This is a genomic window from Mycobacterium sp. 48b (assembly GCF_048282725.1).
In the GTDB taxonomy this organism is placed as follows: domain Bacteria; phylum Actinomycetota; class Actinomycetes; order Mycobacteriales; family Mycobacteriaceae; genus Mycobacterium.
Window position 1 is genome coordinate 5,455,193 of the sequence record NZ_JBLVUL010000001.1, and the last position, 22,380, is coordinate 5,477,572.

Below are 22,380 nucleotides of genomic sequence, written 5' to 3' on the forward strand. Positions count from 1 at the left end.
CTGCAATGGCCACGCCCGCAAGCACCAATGGACGCCGGCGCCGCGAACGCGGGTCGATCAGCGTCGACGAAATCCTGCGCGGCGCCTTCGAAATCGCCGACGAGGGGTCGATCGACAACCTCAGCATGCCGCAGCTGGCCCGCCATCTCGACGTCGGCGTGACCAGCATCTACTGGTACTTCCGGCGCAAGGACGAGCTGCTCGACGCGATGACCGAGCGCGTGCTGCTCGACTACGACTTCAGCGTGTCGTCCATCGAGGCGGGCAACTGGCGTGAATCGCTGCGCACCCACGCCCATCGCATGCGGAAGATGTTCACGGGCAATCCGATTGTGTGCGATCTCATCCTGATCCGCGGCACCCGCGGTATGCCGGCGGCCCGCCCCGCGCTCGAAAAGATCGAACAGCCGGTGGCCGCTCTGGTGGCGGCCGGGCTCAGCGCCAAGCAGGCACTCGACACCTACACGGCCATTTCCGTGCTGGTGCGTAGCTCGGCCGTGCTGCAACGCCTTCAGAGCCGCACGGCCGATGTCCAGTTCCCGCGTGAATACTGGGAACAGGTGATCGATGCCGAGACGATGCCGCTGATCTCATCGATCCCGGGGCGGGGTTACCGGATCGGTATGGCGGATGACGGGAACTTCGACCACATTCTCGACAGCATCCTCGATCGCGCCGAAGCGCTGAGTCACACCGCCGCCCAGGGGTGACTCCCCGGTACCGGGCACACGCTGTGCCCGGCACGAGCACCGGGAGTTGTCACTGCCGGGGCAGCCGCCAGCCGATGGTCTTGGTTTCGGTGTACTGCGCGAAACCTTCGATACCGCACTGCCGTCCGACACCGCTGTTCTTGTATCCGCCGAACGGCGCGTCCGCACCGTAGTACATCCCGCCATTGACACCAATTGCGCCGGTCCTTATCCGCCGCGCGATCCCCATCGCCCGCTCCGATGACGCCGACATCACCGCACCGGCCAACCCGAATGCACTGTCGTTGGCGATCCGCACCGCTTCGTCGTCATCGTCGAACGGGATCATCACCAGCACCGGACCGAACACCTCGTCCTGCGCGATCGATGAGCTCGGGTCGGCCCCGACGATGACGGTGGGCGCGACGAAGTGCCCGTCGGCCAGATACGCAGGCAGCCCGTCGGGCACGCCGCCGCCTACCACGATGTCGGCGCCGTCGCGGCGGGCGTTGTCCAGAGCGTCGAGAACGCGTTGCTTCTGCGCCGCACTGATCAACGGGCCCACGAGCGTGGTCGGCAACGCGGGATCGCCCACCGGCACCGCCCCGAACGCCATCGTCACGTTGGCCACCGCCTCGTCGAACAGGCTGCGATGTACCAGCATCCGGGTGTTGGCCGCGCACGCCTGCCCGGCGTGCACGCATGCCCCGATCGCGCCCGGGATGATGTGGCCGGGCTTGGCATCGTCGAGCACGATCATCGCCGACTTGCCGCCGAGTTCGAGGAAGGTGCGCTTCATGGTGTCGGCACCCACCCGCATCAGATGCTTGCCTACTGCGGTCGACCCCGTGAACGACACCATGTCGACGCGCGGATCGGTTCCGAGAAGTCCCGCAACCTCATTGGAGGGCGTCGGCACCACGTTGACCACGCCGGGCGGCATGTCGGTGCGCTCGGCGATCAGTCGACCCAGCCGTGTGGCGTTCCACGGCGTGTTCGGATCCGGCTTGAGCACCACGGTGTTACCTGCGGCCAGCGCAGGCCCGAGCTTGTTGAGGATGACCTCGATCGGGAAGTTCGACGGCGTGATCGCGGCAACCACGCCGACCGCCTCCTTGACCACCGTGCGGGCATTGCGTTCGCCGAACAGTCCGCCACCGTCGAGTGTGCGTTCCCATTCGAACTCGTCGATCAGCCGGGCCGGGTATCGCAGCGCATCGGCCAGCGGCCAGTCCAGCTGGGCATTCTCCGTCGTCATCGCCGGACAGCCCACCTCGGCGATCAGTTCCTCACGCAGGTCGTCTTTTTCAGCTTCGATGGCATCCTGCAGTTGGGCCAGGACACGTCGACGCAATCCGCGATCGGTGCTCCAGCCGGATTCGTCGAAGGCGCGCCGGGCCGCTGCGATCGCTCGATCCATGTCCTCGGCACCGGCGGCCGCGGTCGTCCCGAGCACGAGGCCGGTGGCCGGGCTGAGATTGTCGAACTCCGCGCCGGACGCCGCGGGTACCAGCGCACCGTCGATCAGCAGGCGTTTCTCGGCCCGCCCGGCGGCACGCCGCCCGATGTCCACACTGGTGACGGCCTCGTCCACGACTTCACTCACGCGGTTAACTGTAACACTTACAGTATATAAATCAGCAGGGTTCCACCTGGACCGGCACACCGGTCAGCCAGGACATGCCGGCGAGCGCCTCGACATCGGCCGGATCACTGGACATCAACTGATTGACGTTGGCCCCGCCGGCCTGGTTGGCGATCCGCCAGCCACCGCTACCCCGGTGCCCCCAACCGTGCGGTATCGCGACGGTGCCGCGCACGATGTCGTCGGTGAGCGACAGTGCGATGTCGATCTGACCGTAGGGCGACCGCACCCGCACCGCGTCGCCGTCCGCGAGGCGACGCGCCGCAGCATCCTCGGTGTGCATGAGTGCACGGTGAATCCTCTTGCCACGCATGAGCAACGGTGAATTGTGCAGCCAGGAGTTCTCCGAGCGCGGTTCACGCATGCCGATCATCCGCAGCGGGTAGCCGTCCGGCTTGGCTCGTCGCGACATGGCAGCGATCTCGGAAGCGATGTCCTCGTGCGCAAGCCGTATCCGCCCCTTCGGATACACGACGACCTCACCGAGCACGCCGGTCCGGATGCTCGGTGCCACCACCACGCCGTGCGGATGCTGTTCGGCCAGGCGGCGGAACGTCAGCCCGCCACGGCGCAGCCCGAAGCGGTCACCCCCATCGGCCATCCGGATCATCATGTCGATCATCGGCCGCGGGCTGAGCCGCTTGCCACGGCGCGCAGCCCGCTTGGCCGCCCGCCGAAGCGCGACGAAAACCGGTGTGCGCACTCCCATCCGGCTGATCAGGTCCACGACGATGTCCCATTCGGTGCGAGCCTGACCGCGCGGCGCCACGACCGCATCGGTGGCCTGACGGAACGGTGTGGCCTGGAACATCTGGAACGTCACCGCGAAGTCGTCCCGCTCGTACATCGTCGTCACGGGCAATACGTAGTCGCAGTGAGCGGTGGTCTCGTTGACGTAGAGGTCCAGACCGACCGACAGGTCCACGGATTCGAGTGCTTGTTCCAACTCCAAGCCGTTGGGGACCGACAGCACCGGGTTGCCGGCGCCGATGAACATCGCTCTTACCTGCCTTTGACCAGGCGTCGTGATCTCCTTGGCCATGAACGCCGCGGGCTCGGCCCCGATGACCGAACGGAACCCGCCGACCCGCGTCCGCTTGTTGCGGTAGCTGCGGCGCAGGGAGGCACCCATCGCCATGGATCCCCACTTCTGACCGGGGATGCCCAGCGTGCTGAACACGCTGCCGCCCGGGGTATCCAGGTTGCCCGCGACGAGATTGACGGCGTCGAGCAGATAGGTCGTCAGCGTGCCGTTGCGGCCGACGCAGGTACCCAGCCGGCCGTAGACCGCGGCCCGTTCGGTGCCGGCGAGATCTGGGCCAACGCCCGCACGGTCTCCGGGTCGATGCCGGTGTGCTGTTGCGTCAGCTCCGGGGTGAACGGCGCGCACTGCTCCTGCAGCCAGTCCAGGCCGTCTGCCTGCGTCCGGGCCCGCACGCTGACGAGCCCCTCGGCGAACAGCACCTGCAGGATCGACATCAGCAAGTACGCATCAGAATCCGGGGTGATACCCAGCCAGTCGAACTGGGCGGCGGTCTCGCTGCGTCGCGGGTCGACGACCACGACGCGTCCGCCGCGCTTGACGATGTCGTGCATGCGGTCCTTGATCCGCGGCGCGGTGAGGAAACTGCCGTGGGACACCACCGGATTCGCGCCGAGCATCACCAACAGGTCGGTACGCATCAGGTCCGGAATGGGCACGGGGAACGGTGCCCCGTAGAGAAACTGGTTGGCCAGCAATCGACTGCTGGTGTCCTGGGTCGATGAGCTGAAGAAGTGACTGTCGCCGCCGATGCCCTTGGCGAACGCCATCGCCGCGAACAGGTGCGAGTAGCTGAAGGCCGCGGGGTTGCCCATGTACCACGCGACCGCCCCCGATCCGTGGCGCCGGTGGATCTCGGTGATCCTGGCCGCGATGTCGTCGAGCGCCGCGTCCCAGCTCACCGGCTCGAAGCCGTCCCCGGTCCGCTTCAGTGGCGTGGTCACCCGGTCAGGGTCGTTGACCACCTCGGTGAACGCGATGCCCTTCTGGCACGCGAATCCCGCCGACAGCGGGTGCTCCTTGTCGGGACGCAGGGCGGTCAGGCGGCCGTCTTCGACGGTGGCGATCATGCCGCACAGCGGCTCACAGATGCGGCAGAACGTGGGCTTGTTGTCAGCCGTGGACTCAGCCTTGCGCTCGATCACTTGGACTACATTACTGTAAGAGTTACAGTTGCTAGACATTTTTGGCCGAACACGGAGGAATCGGACCCATGCAGAAGGCCCTCGCGCCGGAAATCTCGACCTGGCCCGACTCCGAACCCCAGCTGATCGGCAGCCGCTGCACCGACTGCACAGCCACCACCTTCCCCGCCCAGGCCCGCTGCCCCAAATGCTCCGGCGGCAACACCGAACAGGTCAACCTGCCCCGACGCGGCACCGTCATCGCCTGGACCACCCAGGGCTTCCCCCCGGCGCCCCCTACAAGGGACCCACCGGAAAGAACTTCGTCCCCTTCGGCGTCGGCCTCGTCGAACTCACCGACGACACCGGCCCCGTCATCCGCGTCGAAGGACGCCTCACCGAAAACGACCCGGCCAAACTGCAATTCGGCATGGACGTCGAACTCACCATGATCCCGTTCACCACCGACGAAGAGGGCAACGAAATTGTCACCTTCGCCTTCCAACCCGCCTGAAAGGCCGCGCACATGACCAACGATGTAGCCATCATCGGCGTCGGCATCCACCCGTTCGGCCGCTTCGAAGGCAAGTCAGCGATGCAGATGGGCGTCGATGCGATCTTCGCCGCCGTCGCCGACGCCGGAGTCGATTGGAAAGACATCGGTGCCGCCACCGGGGGTAGTTGGACGGTGGCCAACCCCGACGCCATCGTCGGGATGGTCGGACTGACCGGCATCCCCTTCACCAACGTGTTCAACGCCTGCGCCACCGCGGCCAGCGCCACCAAGGCCTGCGCCGACGGGATCCGGCTCGGCGACTACGACATCGGCATCGCCGTCGGTCTGGACAAACACCCGCGCGGCGCCTTCACCGAAGACCCTGCCCTCGTCGGGATGCCCAGCTGGTATGCCGAGAACGGCCAATACCTCACCACCCAGTTCTTCGGCATGAAGGCCAACCGCTACCTGTACGAGCACAACATCTCGCAGCGAACGTTGGCCAAGGTGGCCAACAAGAACTTCCGCAACGGCGCGCTGAACCCGAACGCGTTCCGGCGCAAGCCGATCAGCGAGGACGACATCCTCAACTCGACGATGCTCAACTACCCGTTGACCCAGTACATGTTCTGCGCCCCCGACGAAGGCGCGGCCGCGGTGGTGATGTGCCGCGCCGACATCGCCCACCGCTACACCGACAAGCCGGTGTACCTGAAGGCCGTCGAGGTCCGCACCCGCAAGTACGGGGCCTACGAGGTCAACACCACCTGCGCACCGGTCGAGGAGGACGTGGCACCGACGGTGTATGCCGCGCGCGCCGCATTCGAAAAGGCCGGGGTGGCACCCGAAGACGTCGACGTCGTACAACTGCAGGACACCGATGCCGGCGCCGAGATCATCCACATGGCCGAATGTGGATTCTGCGCCGACGGCGACCAGGAGAAGCTGCTCGCCGACGGGGCCACCGAGATCGGCGGATCGCTACCGGTCAACACCGACGGCGGACTGATCGCCAACGGCGAGCCCATCGGCGCCTCCGGCCTACGCCAGATCCACGAACTGGTGCGCCAACTGCGCGGCGAGGCCGGCGACCGGCAGGTGCCCGGCAACCCGCGCGTCGGCTTCGCCCAGCTCTACGGCGCCCCCGGCACCGCCGGCGCCACCGTCCTGACGCTCTGAGGAAAAGATCATGACTGAACAATTCAGAGACGCACCGATTTTCGATGCCGACCAGCACATGTACGAGACCGGGGACGCGCTGACCAAGTTCCTGCCCGAAAAGTACGGCCGGGCTGTGCAGTACGCCCAGTTCGGCAGGCAGACCCGGGTGGTGATCAACAACAGGGTCACCGACTTCATCCCGAACCCGACTTTCGAGCGCGTCGCCGCACCGGGAGCGCACGAGAAGTTCTTCGCCGGGGAGAACACCGACGGTCTGACCCTGCGTGAGATGCAGGGCAAGGCCATCGAGGCGCCCGATGCCACCCGCAACCCGGAAGACCGGGTCAAGGAGCTGGATCGCCAAGGTGTGGTCGAGGCACTGAACTACCCCACCCTGGGCAGCCTGGTCGAGCACTCCAGCGCCGACGACCCACAACTGACCCTGGCGATCGTCCACGCCCTCAACGAGTGGATCCTCGAACACTGGGGCTTCGACTACCAGGGCCGGGTGTTCTCCACACCCATCATCAATCTCTCCGAAGTCGATGCGGCGCAACGTGAACTGGAGTGGATCCTCTCCAAAGGCGCGAAGGTCGCCCTGATCAAGCCGGGGCCCGTCAACGGTCTGCACGGCTGGCGCTCCCCCGCCCTGCCGGAGTTCGACCCGTTCTGGCGTGACGTCGAGGCGGCGGGCCTGCCCATCGTCCTGCACGCCAGCTATCCGCCGCTCGATGAGTACGTCAACAAGTGGGAACCGCCCTACACCCAGAACTTCATGGCGCAGAGCGCGTTCCGCTGGATGGTGCTGGGCCACCGCGAGATCGCCGACATGCTGACCGCGCTGATCTGCCACGGCACCCTCACCCGGTTCCCGAAGCTGCGCATCGCCAGCGTCGAGAACGGCAGCAGCTGGATCTTCCCCCTGTTCCACGATTTCGCCGACCTGTACAAGAAGATGCCGCAGAACTTCCCCGAGCATCCGCACGACGTGTTCCGCCGCAACATCTGGGTCAGCCCGTTCTGGGAGGGCTGCGTATCCGACGTGGTGGAAACCGTCGGATGGGACAAGGTGCTGTTCGGCTCGGACTACCCGCATCCCGAAGGACTCGCCGAACCCAAGGGTTTCTGGAAGTACGCCGAGGGCATGGACATCCGTCGCACGTATGACTTCATGGGTGACAACGCACGGCGGTTCATGGGCCTGCCCATCGCCAACCCTGACCCCGAGGCGGTCAGCCCACCGGTGCTCGCGGCTCCCTGAGGCCCTTCACCACCTGCTAGGCCGGCCGGTCCGGCAATGGCGGCAGCGGCTGGGCGTCCGTGGGATTGAGGGCGTCGAGCATCAGGCTCAGATACCGGCGACGCAGTTGAGGCGGTTGATCGAGCGCCACCGAGGCGGCCGTCACCATCGCGACGAAGGTGGGCACATCGTCAACCGTCAGGTCGGCGCGCAGATCACCGGCCGCTTGCCCCTGCATCACGACTGCCTCGAGTAGGTCGCGTTTGCGGCTGAACAGCCTGGACGTCAGCTCGGTGAGGTGATCCAGCGACGGCAGCAACGGGCGCTGGAGGTACATGAGTTCGGCCAGCCGCTCGATCACGTCGATGAACGCCTCACGCGGAGCATCGCTGTCGATCAGCGCCAGGATCACGGGTTCGACCTCGGTCGAGAACGCGTCCTCGTACACGGCGGCCGCCAGCGCCTGCCGGTTCGGGAAGTGGCGATACAGCGTCGCATTGCCGACGCCGGCGTGCGCGGCGATCTGCGTCAGTGTCGCAGCCGCGCCGCGCTCGGCGAAGACGTCACGGGCGGCAGCGACGATACGGCTCTCGTTGGCATAGGCGTCGGTACGACGGCGGGTGGGGCGAACAGGCATTTCCGATCCGGGGACGTGGCGCAGGTCATGTCGGTGCACCGATGATGGGCTTCACAACAAACGATAGCTTACTCCCATATTGAGAGCCTACTCTCACTTATATGTCCACCTATCTGTACCGGCTGGGACGCTTTGCGTTCAGTCGTCCATGGCTTGTGATCAGCGGCTGGCTCGCCCTGATCGCGGTTGTGGCGGGACTGCTCGTGACGAACCCGCCCAAGATCTCGAACGAGATGCGCATCAACGGCACACCCGCGCAAGAGGTCATCGATGACCTCGCGAAGCGCATGCCCGAGTCTTCGGGCGGACAAGGTCTGATCGCCTTTGCCGCACCCGACGGCCGGCGCATGGACGACGGAGACAACCGCGCGGCCCTACTGCGCGCCGTCGACTCGGTGTCGCATTCCGACCACGTGCTCGACCCCGGCGCACTCGCCCGGGCCGAGATGGCCAAAGGACCGGCCAGCGCCACACTGACCGCGTCGGCTGCGATTGCCCGATCACAGGTGCCCGCACCGATCCCGCCGGATTCACCGCAGCCGTTGGTGGTCAACGGACAGCCGGTGCCCGGGGTGCTGATCTCCGGCGACGGCGCGGCTGCGCTGTACCAGTTCCAGTTCGACAAGCAAACTGCCGAACTGCCCTCGGGCACGGTCGAAAACGCGGTGCTGGCCGCGCGCGACGCGGTGTCGGCCACCGGGATCGACGTGCTGCCGTCGGCGAGCATGGTCGAGATGCCCGAGATCGTCGGCGCCGGTGAGGTCATCGGCCTCGCTGTTGCCGCCCTGGTTCTGGTCGTCACGCTCGGCTCGCTGGTGGCCGCGGGCCTGCCCCTGGCCACCGCGTTGAGTTCCGTCGCGGTCGGTGTCGGCGGAACCTTCCTGTTCTCACATCTGGTCAACATGCAGTCGATGACCGCCGTGCTGGCGTTGATGCTGGGCCTGGCGGTAGGAATCGACTACGCGATGTTCATCGTCAACCGCCAACGACGACTGATCGTCGACCAGGGGCTCAGTGCCGCCGAGGCGACCGGACGGGCACTCGGGACCGCCGGTAGCGCAGTGATTTTCGCCGGCACCACCGTCGTGATCGCGCTCGTTGCGTTGACCGTGGTCGGCATCTCGCTGCTGACACCCATGGCGCTGGCTGCCGCAGCCACCGTGGTGGTCGCGGTGATCGCCGCCCTCACGCTGCTGCCGGCCCTGCTCGGTCTGGTCGGCGAGCGCATCTGCTCCGAGAAGACGCGGCGCACGCAATCGGCCGACAAGGGTGCGAACCACCGCTTCGCGACCGCATGGGTCGGTGCGGTGTTACGGCACCGGGTCCCGGTCGCCATCGGTGGCGTGGTCATCGCCGCGCTGCTGGCGCTGCCTGCGCTCAACATGTCAATGGGCCTGCCGGCCGGCGCCAGCTACAACCAGGGCACGCCGCAGCGCGAGAGCTATGACCTGGTCTCCACTCACTACGGTGAGGGCTACAACGGACCGCTGGTGGTCGTCGCCGAACCGGCGGCGGGTACCGGCAAGCTCACCACCGCCGACCTGGTCGACACCAACAACGATCTGCGCCGAATGACCGGCGTCGAATCAGTGAGCCTGCAAAAGGTCAGTGACAACGAGGAATTCGCCCTGTTCTCGGTCGTTCCGAGCACCGGGCCCACCAATGATGCGACGGCGCAGCTGGTGCGCGACATCCGGGCACACACCGGACCGCTGGCCGAGTTGCGCAACGTCGACCTCGGCGTCACCGGCATCACCGCGATGGGCGTCGACACCACCGATCGCCTCGCCGAGGCGGTGCCGCTCTACATCGGCGTGGTCGTGGGCCTGTCGTTGCTGGTGCTGCTGGTGGTGTTCCGGTCGATCGCGGTACCGGTCAAGGCCACTGTCGGGTTCCTGCTCAGCGTGCTGGCCACGTTCGGCGCCACCACCGCACTGTTCCAATGGGGTTGGTTCCAGCAGTTGTTCGGCTTGACCGCGACGGGACCGATCCTGAGCCTGCTGCCGATCATCGTGATCGGCGTGCTGTACGGGCTCGCGATGGACTACCAGGTGTTCCTGGTGTCGTCGATGAAGGAAGCCCATGTGCACGGGCATCGCGGCGATGACGCGGTGACGCACGGCTTCACCCAGGCCAGTCGTGTCGTGGTGGCCGCCGCGGTGATCATGATGTCGGTGTTCGCCGGGTTCGTGTTCAACGGCGATCCGATGATCAAGCAGATCGGTTTCGCGTTGGCCTTCGGTGTGCTGATCGACGCGTTCGTGGTGCGGATGGCGATCGTGCCTGCCGTGATGTCGATGCTCGGCGAGAAGGCCTGGTGGCTGCCCAAGCGGCTGGAGCGCATCCTGCCCAACCTCGACATCGAGGGCGACCAGCTGAACAAGCAGCTGGCCGAGGCGCCCGCATAGTCGGCCGGCAGACGCATATGTACCCGAGCCGCCTGGGATTCGGGTACATATGCGTCTGCTCGCGCTATGAAGCCTTACGCGGCGCGGAGTAGTTCGGCTTGCCCAGTCCGAGCACGTGCTGGGCGATCATGTTGCGGAACACCTCGAGTGTGCCGCCATAGATGCCGACCAGGGGCGCGAACCGGTACACGTATTCACTGCGGTCGTCGGCTCCCCCGTCGGCCCCGACCGGCAGTGCGGCGACCGATCCCGCGATGTCCATCAGATCCGGGGCGATGTCGCGCATGGTCTGCGCCAGCGCGACCCGGCCGAAAATGCTGGGCGACGAGAGTGACGCCTCCAATCGAGCCACGCTGCGCCCCAAGCGATATGCGACGGATCCATCGTCAACTGCCGCACGACCACTGGCATCCGGGGTGCCGACCAGTGCGGCGACGTTGTCGGCAGCCTCGGCCATGAAGCCGGCCTGGTGCATCATGATCGCGACGTCTGCCAGACCATCGTCGGCGGCCGCGACCGCCCCGTGCTCGGCGTCGAGTGGTTCACGCACCACCGTCCAGCCGCCGTTGACGTCACCGAGCCGGTACTTGTCGTCGACCCGGACATCGGAGTAGTAGACGATGTTGGTGCGGTCACCGTCGACGGTCCGGATGCCCTGGATCTCGATCCCGTCGGAGTCCAGCGGCACCAGGAACATGGTGAGACTCTTGTGTTTCGGTGCGTCCGGATCGGTGTTGGTGATCAGGAAGACGTACTTGCAATTGTGCGCGCCGGTGGTGAACATCTTGGACCCGTTGATGATCCAGCTCGACCCATCCGCTTCCCGCACCGCGCGGGTCTTACAGGTCGCGACGTCTGAGCCGCCCTCGGGTTCGGTGTAGCCCAGGCACATCCGCACGGTGCCGTCGAACACCCCGCGCAGCACGTCGTCACGGATCTCCGGGGCGGCGAACTTTGAGACCGAACGGGCGATCATGACCGTCGTTCCCCAGGTCACCCACGGCACCTCGGCCCGGCGCTTCTCCAGCTGCCAGATCCGCGACTGCACCCGGGTGAACCCACCATCGGCCTCGGACTTGAACTCCTTCTCCAGATACCCGGCCGCGCCCAGGGCCAGGTGCACGCCCTCGTCGAAGTTGTCGCCGGTCTCGCGATCCCGCCGGATGACCTCTTCGGTCACCACCCGGGCCAGAAAATCCCGCACCTCGGTGCGGAAAGCCTCGTCCTCTGCGGACAGTTCGACCTGTGAGAAATCCACGACTCTTGCTCCCCTAAACCTTTGCCAATTCGCGGCTTTCGCGGTCCGCGACGATGCGGGCGATGTGCACCGCGGTCGCCCCCGGATCACCACCGGCCAGCGCCCAGCCGCGAGCCCGTACCAGATACGCGGTGGCTGCCGCCTCCGCGGACACACCGAGGCCACCCTGCACGTGTACCGCCATGGTGGCGGCCTTGGCGGCCTCCTCGGCCATGAACACGAACGCCGACGGCGCGAGTTCCGGCCGCTCATCCGGCTCATTGTCGAGGAACCACGCCGCCCGGCGCACCAGGCCCCGGCCGCTCTGGACCGTGATGGCGATGTTGGCCAGCGGGTGTGAGATCCCCTGCAGCGTCCCGATCGGCACCCCCAGGGTGTAGCGGGATTTGGCGAACTCCGCGGCGATCGTCATGGTCTCCTCGACCAGACCCACCAGCGCCGCGGCCGTCAACAGGCGCCATTCATCCAGCGCCCGCTGATAGGCCGCCAATGCCTGTTCGCCGTCGGCCAGCACCAGGCGGCTGTCCGCTGTCGCCGGATCCACCCAGGCCATCGGGAGCTTTCCGATGTTGTCGACCCGGGCCGGACGCGTCGAGAAACTCAACTGCGCAATCGCACCGTCATTCTTGCCGTCCCGAACGATGATGTGGTCTGCGACCGAACCTGCCGGGATCAGCCGGCTGCCGCTGGGCGCAACCTGCTGGGGGTCGAAGGCGACCAACCGGGTTCCGTTGACGATCTCGGATGCGTCGTCGGCATCCAACGCGCCGAGTCGTGCCAGCAACCGCGCCGCCACAACATGGTCGATCCACGGCACGGGGGCCAGCGAACGGCCGATCTCCTCGGCCACCAGCGTCAGATCGACCAGAGTCGCCCCGTCACCGCCCACGGATTCCGGGAGCGCCATCGTGGTGGCGCCCATGGCGCACAACCGTTCCCACAGACTCTTGTCGAAACCCGAAGGTTCGGCGGCACGCACGGTCTCGATGTCGGAGTGCGTCTTGAAGAACTGCCGGTATGCGGTCTGCAGGTCGACGTGGTCCTCGGTCAGGCTGTAATCCAGCCTGCGAAGTTCGTAGCGGTCCATCAGCTCTCCCGATTCTCGCCGAAGAAGAACTCCGCGGCATTGTTGTAGAGGTAGTTGTCGAGCACATCAGCGGGCAGGTCGAGGGCCAGCGCTTCGGGCACCACGCGCTGCATGCGTAGCACCGGGAAATCCGAGGCGAAGATGACCTTGCCCTTCCCCCGGGTCCGCATGAAGTGCAGCAGGGTTTCCGGCAGCCGCTTGGGCGACCATGCCGACGTCATCAACCGCAGGTTCTGGTATTTGATCAGCATCCGGATCGCGATGTCCCACCACGGATCTGCGCCGTGGATCATGCACAGCTTCAGCTCCGGGAACCGCACGCACACGCGGTCGAGGTGGATCGGGTTCTGCACCTCGCCCGGAATCGGCGGGCCGGGTATGCCCGTGTTGACGCACAGCGGCAGCTCCATCTCGGCGCACTTGGTGTAGAGCGGGTAGTACACCGCGTCGCTCGGCGGGTACTGACCGTCTCCCCAGAAGCTGGGCCCGACAACGGTGTAGGCGACCGGAAGGTCGGCCACGACGGCTGCCAGTTCACGTAACGACGGGATGGGGCGTAACAGGTTGACCCCGCCCATCGCCAGCGCGAAGCGATCGGGATGTGCCTCGACGAACTTCCGCGCCGTCACCGATGGTTTGGCCAGGGAATCCATCAGGATGGCCTTCCGCACACCGTGCGTGTCCATCTCGTCGAGCAGCTCCGACAGGTCGATGGGGTCATACATCGACTTCGGACCCTTGAAGTAGTCGTCGCGCACCTTCTTCATGAAGGTGGGCTGGTTCTCGGTCTCGCCGAAGTGCACGTTGGCCAGACAGTCGATCACTCGATTCTCCATGCGCGTCACGCCCTCGTCTCCGCCTGTTCCGAGGCCAGGCTCTTGGCCCAGCGATAATCAGCCTTGCCGTTGCCGAGTCTGCGAATCTCCTCGACGAACAGCACATCCTTGGGAAGTTTGAACCGGGCCAGCCGGGTCGCGCAGTGTTCCCTCAACGCAGTCGCATCCACCACATCGCGGATCGACACCAGTGCGACGAGCTCTTCACCCCACCGCTCGCTGGGCCGGCCGACAGCCAGCGCGTCCACCACCTGAGGGTGCGCCCGCAGGACTTCCTCGATCTCCTCGACGAACACCTTCTCGCCACCGGTGTTGACCACCAACGAGTCCCGCCCCAACAGGCGCAGGGTGCCGTCGGCGTCCAGTGACGCGCGGTCGCCCGAAACCACCACCCGTTCGCCGGCCACCTCGGGGAAGGTCTTGACCGTGGCCGCCTCGTCGTTGAAGTAGCCGAGCGGGATTCGGCCGTTGCGCGCCACCCAGCCCACCTGGGTGTCGCCGGGATCCAGGAAACGGGAGTAGTCGTCGGCCAGGACCAACCCACCGGCCCGCAGCTGGAAGGTCTCGGCGGTCGGCGTTTCACGCTGGGTGTGACCGAATCCCATATTGCCGGTCTCCGAGGACCCGAACCCGTTGATGATGGTGATCTGCGGGAGGTGTTCCAGCAGTGCGCGTTGATGTTTCGGGTTGGTGGCCGCACCACCGGTGCCGATCGCGAACATCGACGACAGGTCATAGGTTCGCCGGCCGAGCTCCTCGACGATCGGCGCGGCGTACGCGTCGCCCACCATTGTCATCAGCCCGATCTTCTCGCGCTGCGCGGTTTCGAGCACCGTGCGCGGGTCGAAGCGTGGCTTGGTGTCGTGCAGCACCACCGTCTGGCCGGACAGCAGGCCGGAGAACGCGGTCCACATGCCGGCGGCGTGCATCAACGGCGACACCGCGAACCACGGCGGGCCGGCATTGGCCACCTTGTCGTGGATCTCGCTCACCTGATCATGGTCGGCGCCGTTCATCGACGACACGTAGATGTCGCCCTGGCGCCACATCACCCCTTTGGGGCGGCCGGTCGTGCCGCCCGTACAGACCATGAGCAGGTCATCGGGCGATGCCGAGCCCGAACGCTCTGTGTCCCCCTGTGCCAGAGCATCTTCCAGAGTCACCGCGCCCGGCAACTCCTCGCCCTCGCCGTCGTCGACGGAGATGAGCACCTCGGCTGTGCCTTTTCCGAGGACGTCTTTGAACCTGGCCCCCAGAGATCGGTGGTAGATCACCGCGCGGGGTTTCAAGTAGGCCAACAGGTCGGCCACCTCGCCCGGCGAGTAGTAGTAGTTCACGTTCACCGGGACCGTCCGTGCCTTGAGGCAACCGATCACCATCTCGGGGTACCGGTCGTTGTGCATCACGAGCGCGACCACATCCTGCCCGCATTCCCAGCGGTTCAGATCCCGACGCTCCCGGTACGCACCCAGCCCGCGCGAGGCCAGGAAATTGGCCAGCCGGCGGGTCAGTTCGGCACCCTGCGCGAAGGTCGTGCGACGAGTGCCGCACACCGTCATCTCCCGGTCGGGTACCGCCTCGGCGATCGCGTCGACGACGGCGCCGATCGTCCATTCGGCCATGGCGGCGGTTAGACCGACACCAGACCCGCGACACCGGGTGCAGTCCGGGTCGGGTCGCCGAGGAGTTCGAGGGCGTTGTCGCGCATGACTTTCCGGGTGTCTTCGAGGCTGAACTCCGGGAACTGCGGGATGTCGGCGGTGAAGGTGGTCGGATCGGCCAAGCCCTCGCCGTGCGGCCAGTCCGAGCCGAACAGGATCTTGTCGACGCCGATGGTGTCGGCGAGCAGCTTCACGTCGTCCTCGTAGTACGGCGCGATCCAGACGTTGTTGCGCAGCTGCTCGACCGGATCCTCCTTGAAGTGGTACGGCGCGTTGTTGGCGGCCTTCTTCAGCCGCTTGATCAGCCGGTAGACGAAGTAGGAGCCGTTCTCGATGCTGCACACCTTGAGCTTGGGATGCCGGGTGAAGACCTGGTGCACGATCATCGAGGCCATCGTGTCGTGGATGGCGCGGTCGTCCATGATCACCATGTCGAGCGGATCACGCTTGCCGAACCCCTTGAACACTCCGCTGCCGCCCCACAACGCCGGAACGGCCATGTACCCGGAGTCCGACAGATGGAAGACCACGGCGACACCGGCCTCTGCCAGGCGCGCCCACACCGGATCGTGCAACGGGTCCCCGAGCGAGCGGGGCCGCACCGCGCCCGGCACCGGGGCCGGCCGCACACAGACCAGCTTGGCGCCGCGGCCGATCACGAACTCGACTTCCTCGACCGCCTTCACCGGATCGGCCAGCGAGATGATCGGGGCGGACACGAAGCGGCCGTCAGGTCGGTCGAAGCCCCAGTCCTCGTCCAGCCACAGGTTGAAGGCATGCACCGAAGCCATGGTGGCCTCGATGTCGTGCTTGAGCCCCTCCTCCACGCCACACGCGAAAGTCGGCAGCATGAACACGGTTTCGAGGCGCTGGCGGTCGAGCACCTTCAGGCGGGCGTCGCGATTCTGGTATTCGGGGTGCTCGGAAAGCCGGTCGACCTTCATCAGAGAAGATGGATCGACGCCCTCGGGGATCTCGCCGCGGAACAACAGATCCAGGCAGCCCGGCTCGATGATGGGGTCGAAGGTCGGGTTGGGGATGAAGTGGTTGACCGTTCCGCCCATGACGGCCAGGGTCCGCTTGCCGTCTTGCACCATCTGCACACCACGGCTGCGGAACTCCTTGGGCAGGTGCCGGGTGAACGCGTCGGTCGGCTCGTAATAGTGGTTGTCGACGTCGACGGCGAGGTACGGAAGCCGTTCGGGAGCTTCGGTCATGTCATCAACCTTCTTTCAGGGGCGGGAAGTTCGGGGGCCGTTTTTCGAAGAATGCGGTGATGCCCTCGACGAGATCGGGGCGGACCATGGACTCGTGCATGAGCTTCTCGGCCCGGTCACTGACGTCGACGACGTTGTCATTGGCATCGCCGTAGAGCTGACGCTTGATCACCGCCATCGAGGCCGGAGAGCAGTTGCGGGCCAGATCCTCGGCGTACTCCAGCGCGCGGGCCAGCAGATCCTCAGGCGCGACAACCTCTTTCACCAAGCCGAGCTGGGCGGCCTCTTCGGCGAAGAAGGTCCGGCCGGACAGCAGCAGATCGGCCGAGGCGCCCCAGCCTGCGAGCCTCGGCAGGATCCAGGTGATGCCGTATTCGCCGATCAATCCCCGGCGAGGGAACGCGGTGGCGAATTTCGCACCGGCCGCGGCGAATCGGACATCGCACATCAACGCGTGGGTGAGGCCGATGCCGACGCACGCCCCGTTGATGGCAGCGACGACCGGCTTGCGCAGTTCGGTGAGAAAATGCGGGTGGCGTTCGCCGACGATCTTGCTGACATCCGTGTCTTCACTGATGCTGGCGCCGAGGTCCTGCATGGCACCCATGTAGGCGCCGGCGCAGAATCCGCGTCCGCTACCGGTCAACACGATCGCGCGAACCACCGGATCGGCTTCGGCGCGATCGAAACTCGCGTAGACGCCGGCGGAGATGTCCGCACCCCAGGAGTTCAGCCGGTCGGGGCGGTTCAGCGTGATGACCGCGACCCCGCCGTCGGTGACCTCGTAGAGAACCGCCTCGGTTCCCACACTGTCAGCGACTGTCATTCGCCGATACCTCCCCGATGCCACACCAGCCGTTCAGACATACATACTGTATACCTATCGGTAGTGCATTCCGCAAGCCTGGCGTTGCGGCCACGACCTGCACAAAGACGGGTCAGGCGTCGATCAAACCGAGCTTCCGATAAGCGGTCTCGATCTGGGTCTTCGCCACATCCGGCAGCAGCGCCTGGGGCGGACGGGAATGCGGGTAATCGCCGATGGGCAAGCCCAGCACCGACGCCGCGTGCTTGAACGCGTCGGCCCAGTGGGTGAAATAGTCGGCCCGGCCCGGGTAACAGGTGAACCAGGACCCCATGTCGAGGCTGAACTGGTCCAGTCCGGAGTCCCTGCCGAAGTCCATCGCCTCGATGAGCCGGTCTGCGTACACCAGGTCCCAGTACTCGGTGAAGATGCGACGTTGCGGGGTTTCGTAGAGATATCCGGCCGTGCCCAACTGCGCCGGGCAGACGATGCCCTCCCGCAGCCAGCCGGCCCGGTACACCGTGGTGTCGCATTCCCATACCGCCAGATACGGCGCAAGCTCATGCAGCCGGCGGCTCGCCGCCGGCCGGAACGCGCCCTCCTTGGTGGCACACACCGCGGGGATCGCCTCTGCGATCCGGGCGCTTTCATCGGGTGTCAGCACATAGCCCGAGGACGGCGAGTTGAACATCCCCAGCGCGATATCCGTGCGATCGGCCACATACCGGAAGAAACGGAGAGTGCCCTCCCCGGCGTGTGCCTCCATCATCGGCGTCTGGATGTAGACGATGTCTGCGCCGGCCTGCTGCGCGTGCAGCGTGAGTTCCAGGCAGTCCTTTGCCGACGTCGCCGCGGTGCAGGCCTGGATCACGACATCGGGGTTGGCTCGTCGACCCTCGTCGATCGCCACCTCGAGCAGCTGCTTGCGTTCCGCCAGGGTCAGCGCCCAGAACTCCGCCAAACCGCTGGTACACCAGAGCATCTGGTGACCGAGATCGCCGACGCAGTAGCGCACGAGGTACCGGTAGGCGTCCCAGTCGATGTCGTCACCGTCGGTTCCGCAGAACGGCGTGTACAGCGAGTCACCGATTCCGCGCAGTGCATCTCGAGCCCAGTCCCGCGCTTCGGCTGCTGTTGCCATGTCGTGCTCCTCCTGGGCTCAGATGAACGTCAATTGAAGTCCGAGCCACCATCCACGTTCACGTTCGCACCCGTCATGTATGAGTTGCGCTTGGAGGCGAGAAATGCCGCAACAGGCCCGATTTCGCCGGGAAGCCCGGCGCGCGGCAGGTGGGCGGGGTGCCCGAAATGTTCGCCGATCGCCGCCATCAACGCATATGGGTCGTCACCGTCGACACCTACCGTGTCCGCCCAGCCTCGCAGCGCTTCCGACGAGATGCTGCCCGGGGACACCACATTGACCATGATCTCGTCCTTGGCCAACAACAGCGACAGGTTCTTGGACACACTGTTGACGGCCGCCTTGGCCGCCGTATAGGCCGGCAGCCGCGTGCTCTGCCGCTGGACCGAATGCGCGGAGAAGTTGACGATGCGTGCCCATTCGGCGTTGCGCAGCAACGGCAATGCCGCACGCACGCAGCGCACCATGCCCATCAGGCCCGCGTCGAACGCCTCCTGCCACTGGTCGTCGGTCAACTCCTCGAAGTTGCCCGCGGCCCCTGGGCCGACCGTGTTGATCAGTGCGTTGATCTCACCCCAGCGCTCACCCACATCGGCGAAGGCCCGTTCGACCTGGGAGCTGTCCGAGGTGTCGGCGACGATCGCCAGCGTCTCCGGCGATCCCAGCCGGGCCAGCTCCGTTGCGGCAGCGTCGAGTACGTCGCGGGACCGCCCAACGATCGCGATCCGCGCACCGTCCTCGGCCAGACATTGGGCCGTCGCGAAGCCCATTCCACGGCCACCGCCCACGACGACGGTGGCCGCACCTGCGAATCCGAGATCCATGTCCCAAACAACTCCCCGGTCGCTTCGCTCCTACCCGCCGGACTCAGGAACCGGTCCAATTGGGGGCGCGCTTCTCGGCGAAGGCCACCGCCCCTTCCTTGGCGTCGTTGGAGGAGAACACCGGTGCCAGCAGTTCGCCCTGCTTCTTCCACATCTCATCGGCCGACCACTCCGACGACGACGCGATGATCTCCTTGGTCACGGCTACGGCCAGCGGGCCGTTGGCGGTGATCCGATCGGCGAGCTCGAGCGCACCGTCGAGTGCCTCGCCGGGCTCGGTCAGCTTGTTGACGAAACCCCACGCGGCGGCTTCCTCGGCCGTGAAGCTGTCGCCGGTGAGCGCGAGTTCCATCGCCTTCTGGTACGGGATGCGCTGGTGCAGCCGCAGCAGGCCGCCGCCGCCGGCGACCAGGCCACGCTTGACCTCAGGGATGCCGAACTTCGCGACCTTGGAGGCGACCACCAGGTCGGTCGCCAGGACCAGCTCGGTACCCCCGGCGAGCGCGAATCCCTCGACCGCGGCGATCAGCGGCTTACGGGGAGGACGCTCGGTGAAACCCGCGCCACGGCCCGGAACGTAGGGCAGCTCGCCCGAGGCGAACGCCTTCAGGTCCATGCCCGCGCAGAAGTTTCCACCCGCGCCGGTGAGGACAGCCACCGACAGCTCGGGGGTGTCGTCGAGTTCGTCCATGGCATCGGCGAGTCCTTGGACCACCGCGAGATTGAACGCATTGCGCGCTTCCGGACGATTGATCGTGATGACGAGCGTCCGACCCCGACGCTCCCGCAGAACTACTTCCGACACCAACTGCCCCTTCGCTCACGAAGCCCAATAACCCGGAAAAGCCTACTATAGGGATTACAGTACAAGGGCGACACCCCGTCGGCCGGGCGCGAGCGACGCGTCGGCGCCAACGGTGGAAGGCACCCACGGAAGGGCTACCGGTAAGGTTGACAGCGACAAGACCCCGCGACACGCGCGCATAGGCGCAGTTCAGCTGGCGGCCGGCGGTAAATTCACCTGCAATTGACGCGCGGCACAGGGACGACTTGAGCAGAATCGATTTCGATGGAGGTGCCCGCAGTGGCAAAGCAACCGACCACTGAGAAGCGTCAACGGCGCGAACGTGGGTCCATCAATCCGGACGACATCATCAACGGCGCATTCGATCTCGCCGAGCAGGTGTCGATCGACAACCTCAGCATGCCGCTGCTGGGCAAACATCTGGGCGTCGGCGTCACGAGCATCTACTGGTACTTCCGCAAGAAGGACGATCTGCTCAACGCGATGACCGACCGCGCGCTGCGCGAGTTCGTCGTCGCCACCCCCTATGTGGAGGCCAAGGACTGGCGTGAGTCGCTTGCCAACCATGCCCGGACCATGCGAAAAGCTTTCATGGGCAACCCGATCCTGTGTGATCTCATTCTCATTCGCTCGGCACTGAGCCCGCGCGCCGCACGCCTTGGCGTGCAGGAGATGGAGACCGCGATCTCCGGTCTGGTCGAGGCCGGGCTGTCGGTAGAGGACGCCTTCGACACATATTCGGCCGTGTCGGTACACGTGCGCGGGTCGGTTGTGCTGCACCGCCTCTACGAGAAGAACCGGGCCACCGACAACGCGCCCGGCGACTACGAAGAGACCATGGTCATCGACCCCGAGGTCACCCCGCTGCTGGCGCAGGTCACCAGCGAGGGGCACCGCATCGGTGCGGCCGACGAGAAGAACTTCGAGTACGGCCTGGAGTGCATCCTCGACCACGCCGCCCAGCGGATCGAGGCGAATGCCGGCAAGGCGAAGAAGACGCCCGCCCGGCGCAAGGCCGCAGCCAGCTGACTCCGCGTCCGCGGCGCATCCTTCTCGGACATTCGCGCCGGGACGCAGAGCCAACCGTGCGTCAGACCTCGATGACCAGCCCGCCGCCCTGACCGCCACCGGCGCACATCGCGGCCACACCGATACCGCCACCACGACGCTGCAGTTCGTAGATCAGCGTGGTGACCATGCGTGCACCCGAGGCCGAGATGGGGTGACCCAGGCTGCAGCCGCTGCCGGAGAAGTTCACCAGCTCCTCGTCGATGCCGTACTTGCGCACGGCGGCGATCGGCACCGAGGCGAAGGCCTCGTTGATCTCCCACAGCGCCACATCGGACGCCTTCAGCCCGGCGCGGTCCAGGACCTTGCCGATCACCTCGACGCCGCCGAGGCCGGTGTCACGAGCGGCGACGCCGACCGCGCCCCAGGCCCTGACCTTGGCCATCACGGTGAGGTTCTCCGCGGCCGCATAGTCGTCGCCGACCAGGGCGACAGCAGCGGCAGCGTCGTTGGTGCCGCTGCTGTTGCCCGCGGTGATGGAGAATCCTTCGATCTCCGGGTGCAGGACCTTGAGTTCGGCGAGCTTCTCGGCGGTGGTACCGCGGCGCGGGTGCTCGTCGACGCTGAACTCGATGACCGAGCCGTCGGGCTGATTGACCTTCAGCGGCACGATCTCGTCGAGGAACTTGCCTGCATCGATCGCGGCGATGGCCCGCTGGTGCGACCGCGCGGCCCAGGCGTCCATGTCTTCGCGGGTGATCCCGGCTGCCTGTGCGGTGTTCCAGCCGACCGTGATCGACATGTCGCGCATCGGCGCATCCGGGGTCTCGACGTGCGTCGGGGTCATCCAGGGCTCGATGAACTCGATCTCGGGACCGAATCCCGGAACCCGCCACTTCATCAGCGGCGACGACGACAGTGACTGCACACCGCCTGCCACCAGGACCCGCTCCATGCCGGAGCCGATCTGGGCCGACGCGTTGCCGATCGCGGTGAGCGATCCCGCGCAGTGCCGGTTGACGGCCTGCCCGGGCACCGACTGCCAGCCCAGCGCGTCGGCCGCGTAGCGCGCGATATCTCCGCCGCCGTAGTTCGATTCGGCGAAGATCAGATCGTCGATGGCCTCCGGGGCGATGCCGGCGCGACGCACGACCTCGGGCAGGACGGTGGTGATCAGGGTTTCCGGCGGGGTGTTGACCAGCGTTCCCTTGAAGGAACGGCCGATCGCTGTGCGGGCAGCGCCCACGATGACGGGTGTTGGCATGGTTCCACCTTTACGCTAAATCGTGTTTCTGT

The 22,380-nt window shown here is 66.2% G+C and carries 17 protein-coding genes and 2 pseudogenes; 6 read left to right on the forward strand and 13 right to left on the reverse strand.

The genetic code is table 11. The features are described from left to right. Positions 1–5: 5 nt before the first annotated feature. Positions 6–710 (forward strand): TetR/AcrR family transcriptional regulator, encoded by a 705-nt coding sequence (locus ACNQR1_RS26645; RefSeq protein ID WP_418048622.1) that lies wholly within the window; start codon positions 6–8, stop codon positions 708–710. Between the two features lie 49 nt (positions 711–759). Here the strand turns inward: ACNQR1_RS26645 and ACNQR1_RS26650 are convergent, their stop codons facing one another. Continuing rightward, on the reverse strand, positions 760–2,295 hold the full coding sequence (locus ACNQR1_RS26650; RefSeq protein ID WP_418048623.1) for an aldehyde dehydrogenase family protein: 1,536 nt from the start codon (positions 2,293–2,295) through the stop codon (positions 760–762). Positions 2,296–2,326: 31 nt separating this feature from the next. Continuing rightward, a pseudogene (locus ACNQR1_RS26655) lies at positions 2,327–4,446 on the reverse strand (molybdopterin-containing oxidoreductase family protein). A gap of 143 nt (positions 4,447–4,589) precedes the next feature. On the opposite strand from ACNQR1_RS26655, the pseudogene ACNQR1_RS26660 reads away from it, so the two are divergent. The 3 genes and pseudogenes from ACNQR1_RS26660 to ACNQR1_RS26670 all read left to right on the forward strand — a co-directional run bounded on the left by ACNQR1_RS26660 (position 4,590) and on the right by ACNQR1_RS26670 (position 7,418). Beyond that, a pseudogene (locus ACNQR1_RS26660) lies at positions 4,590–5,014 on the forward strand (Zn-ribbon domain-containing OB-fold protein). Between the two features lie 12 nt (positions 5,015–5,026). Further along, the gene (locus ACNQR1_RS26665) at positions 5,027–6,175 is read left to right on the forward strand and encodes a thiolase family protein (RefSeq protein ID WP_418048624.1); all 1,149 of its coding nucleotides are present in this window, start codon (positions 5,027–5,029) and stop codon (positions 6,173–6,175) included. A gap of 10 nt (positions 6,176–6,185) precedes the next feature. Next, positions 6,186–7,418, forward strand: a complete 1,233-nt coding sequence (locus ACNQR1_RS26670; RefSeq protein WP_418048625.1) for an amidohydrolase family protein — start codon at positions 6,186–6,188, stop codon at positions 7,416–7,418. Positions 7,419–7,434: 16 nt separating this feature from the next. On the opposite strand, the gene ACNQR1_RS26675 is transcribed toward ACNQR1_RS26670, so the two are convergent. Next, positions 7,435–8,034, reverse strand: a complete 600-nt coding sequence (locus tag ACNQR1_RS26675) for a TetR/AcrR family transcriptional regulator (RefSeq protein ID WP_418048626.1) — start codon at positions 8,032–8,034, stop codon at positions 7,435–7,437. A 101-nt stretch (positions 8,035–8,135) separates the two neighbouring features. On the opposite strand from ACNQR1_RS26675, the gene ACNQR1_RS26680 reads away from it, so the two are divergent. Beyond that, positions 8,136–10,442, forward strand: a complete 2,307-nt coding sequence (locus ACNQR1_RS26680) for an MMPL family transporter (RefSeq protein ID WP_418048627.1) — start codon at positions 8,136–8,138, stop codon at positions 10,440–10,442. 64 nt (positions 10,443–10,506) lie between these two features. Here the strand turns inward: ACNQR1_RS26680 and ACNQR1_RS26685 are convergent, their stop codons facing one another. From ACNQR1_RS26685 to ACNQR1_RS26725, 9 genes are all read right to left on the reverse strand, one after another. After that, entirely contained in the window at positions 10,507–11,700 is a 1,194-nt protein-coding gene (locus ACNQR1_RS26685; RefSeq protein ID WP_418048628.1) for an acyl-CoA dehydrogenase family protein, read from the reverse strand. Between the two features lie 13 nt (positions 11,701–11,713). Continuing rightward, the gene (locus ACNQR1_RS26690) at positions 11,714–12,787 is read right to left on the reverse strand and encodes an acyl-CoA dehydrogenase family protein (RefSeq protein WP_418048629.1); all 1,074 of its coding nucleotides are present in this window, start codon (positions 12,785–12,787) and stop codon (positions 11,714–11,716) included. Further along, positions 12,787–13,623, reverse strand: a complete 837-nt coding sequence (locus ACNQR1_RS26695; protein WP_418050521.1) for an amidohydrolase family protein — start codon at positions 13,621–13,623, stop codon at positions 12,787–12,789. The genes ACNQR1_RS26690 and ACNQR1_RS26695 overlap by 1 nt, the downstream gene beginning before the upstream one ends. Before the next feature lie 5 nt (positions 13,624–13,628). After that, entirely contained in the window at positions 13,629–15,245 is a 1,617-nt protein-coding gene (locus ACNQR1_RS26700) for an acyl-CoA synthetase (protein WP_418048630.1), read from the reverse strand. An 8-nt stretch (positions 15,246–15,253) separates the two neighbouring features. Next, entirely contained in the window at positions 15,254–16,501 is a 1,248-nt protein-coding gene (locus ACNQR1_RS26705) for an amidohydrolase family protein (RefSeq protein WP_418048631.1), read from the reverse strand. Positions 16,502–16,505: 4 nt separating this feature from the next. Next, positions 16,506–17,327, reverse strand: coding sequence for an enoyl-CoA hydratase (locus ACNQR1_RS26710; RefSeq protein ID WP_418048632.1), 822 nt, complete (start codon positions 17,325–17,327; stop codon positions 16,506–16,508). Between the two features lie 112 nt (positions 17,328–17,439). After that, positions 17,440–18,447, reverse strand: a complete 1,008-nt coding sequence (locus ACNQR1_RS26715; protein WP_418048633.1) for a dihydrodipicolinate synthase family protein — start codon at positions 18,445–18,447, stop codon at positions 17,440–17,442. A 29-nt stretch (positions 18,448–18,476) separates the two neighbouring features. Then, on the reverse strand, positions 18,477–19,271 hold the full coding sequence (locus ACNQR1_RS26720) for an SDR family NAD(P)-dependent oxidoreductase (protein ID WP_418048634.1): 795 nt from the start codon (positions 19,269–19,271) through the stop codon (positions 18,477–18,479). 43 nt (positions 19,272–19,314) lie between these two features. Further along, the gene (locus tag ACNQR1_RS26725) at positions 19,315–20,076 is read right to left on the reverse strand and encodes a crotonase/enoyl-CoA hydratase family protein (protein ID WP_418048635.1); all 762 of its coding nucleotides are present in this window, start codon (positions 20,074–20,076) and stop codon (positions 19,315–19,317) included. Positions 20,077–20,340: 264 nt separating this feature from the next. Here ACNQR1_RS26725 and ACNQR1_RS26730 point away from each other — a divergent pair, with 264 nt between their 5' ends. Next, positions 20,341–21,105 (forward strand): TetR/AcrR family transcriptional regulator, encoded by a 765-nt coding sequence (locus ACNQR1_RS26730; protein WP_418048636.1) that lies wholly within the window; start codon positions 20,341–20,343, stop codon positions 21,103–21,105. A 61-nt stretch (positions 21,106–21,166) separates the two neighbouring features. Here the strand turns inward: ACNQR1_RS26730 and ACNQR1_RS26735 are convergent, their stop codons facing one another. After that, positions 21,167–22,348, reverse strand: coding sequence for a thiolase family protein (locus tag ACNQR1_RS26735; protein WP_418048637.1), 1,182 nt, complete (start codon positions 22,346–22,348; stop codon positions 21,167–21,169). Between the last annotated feature and the right edge of the window lie 32 nt (positions 22,349–22,380).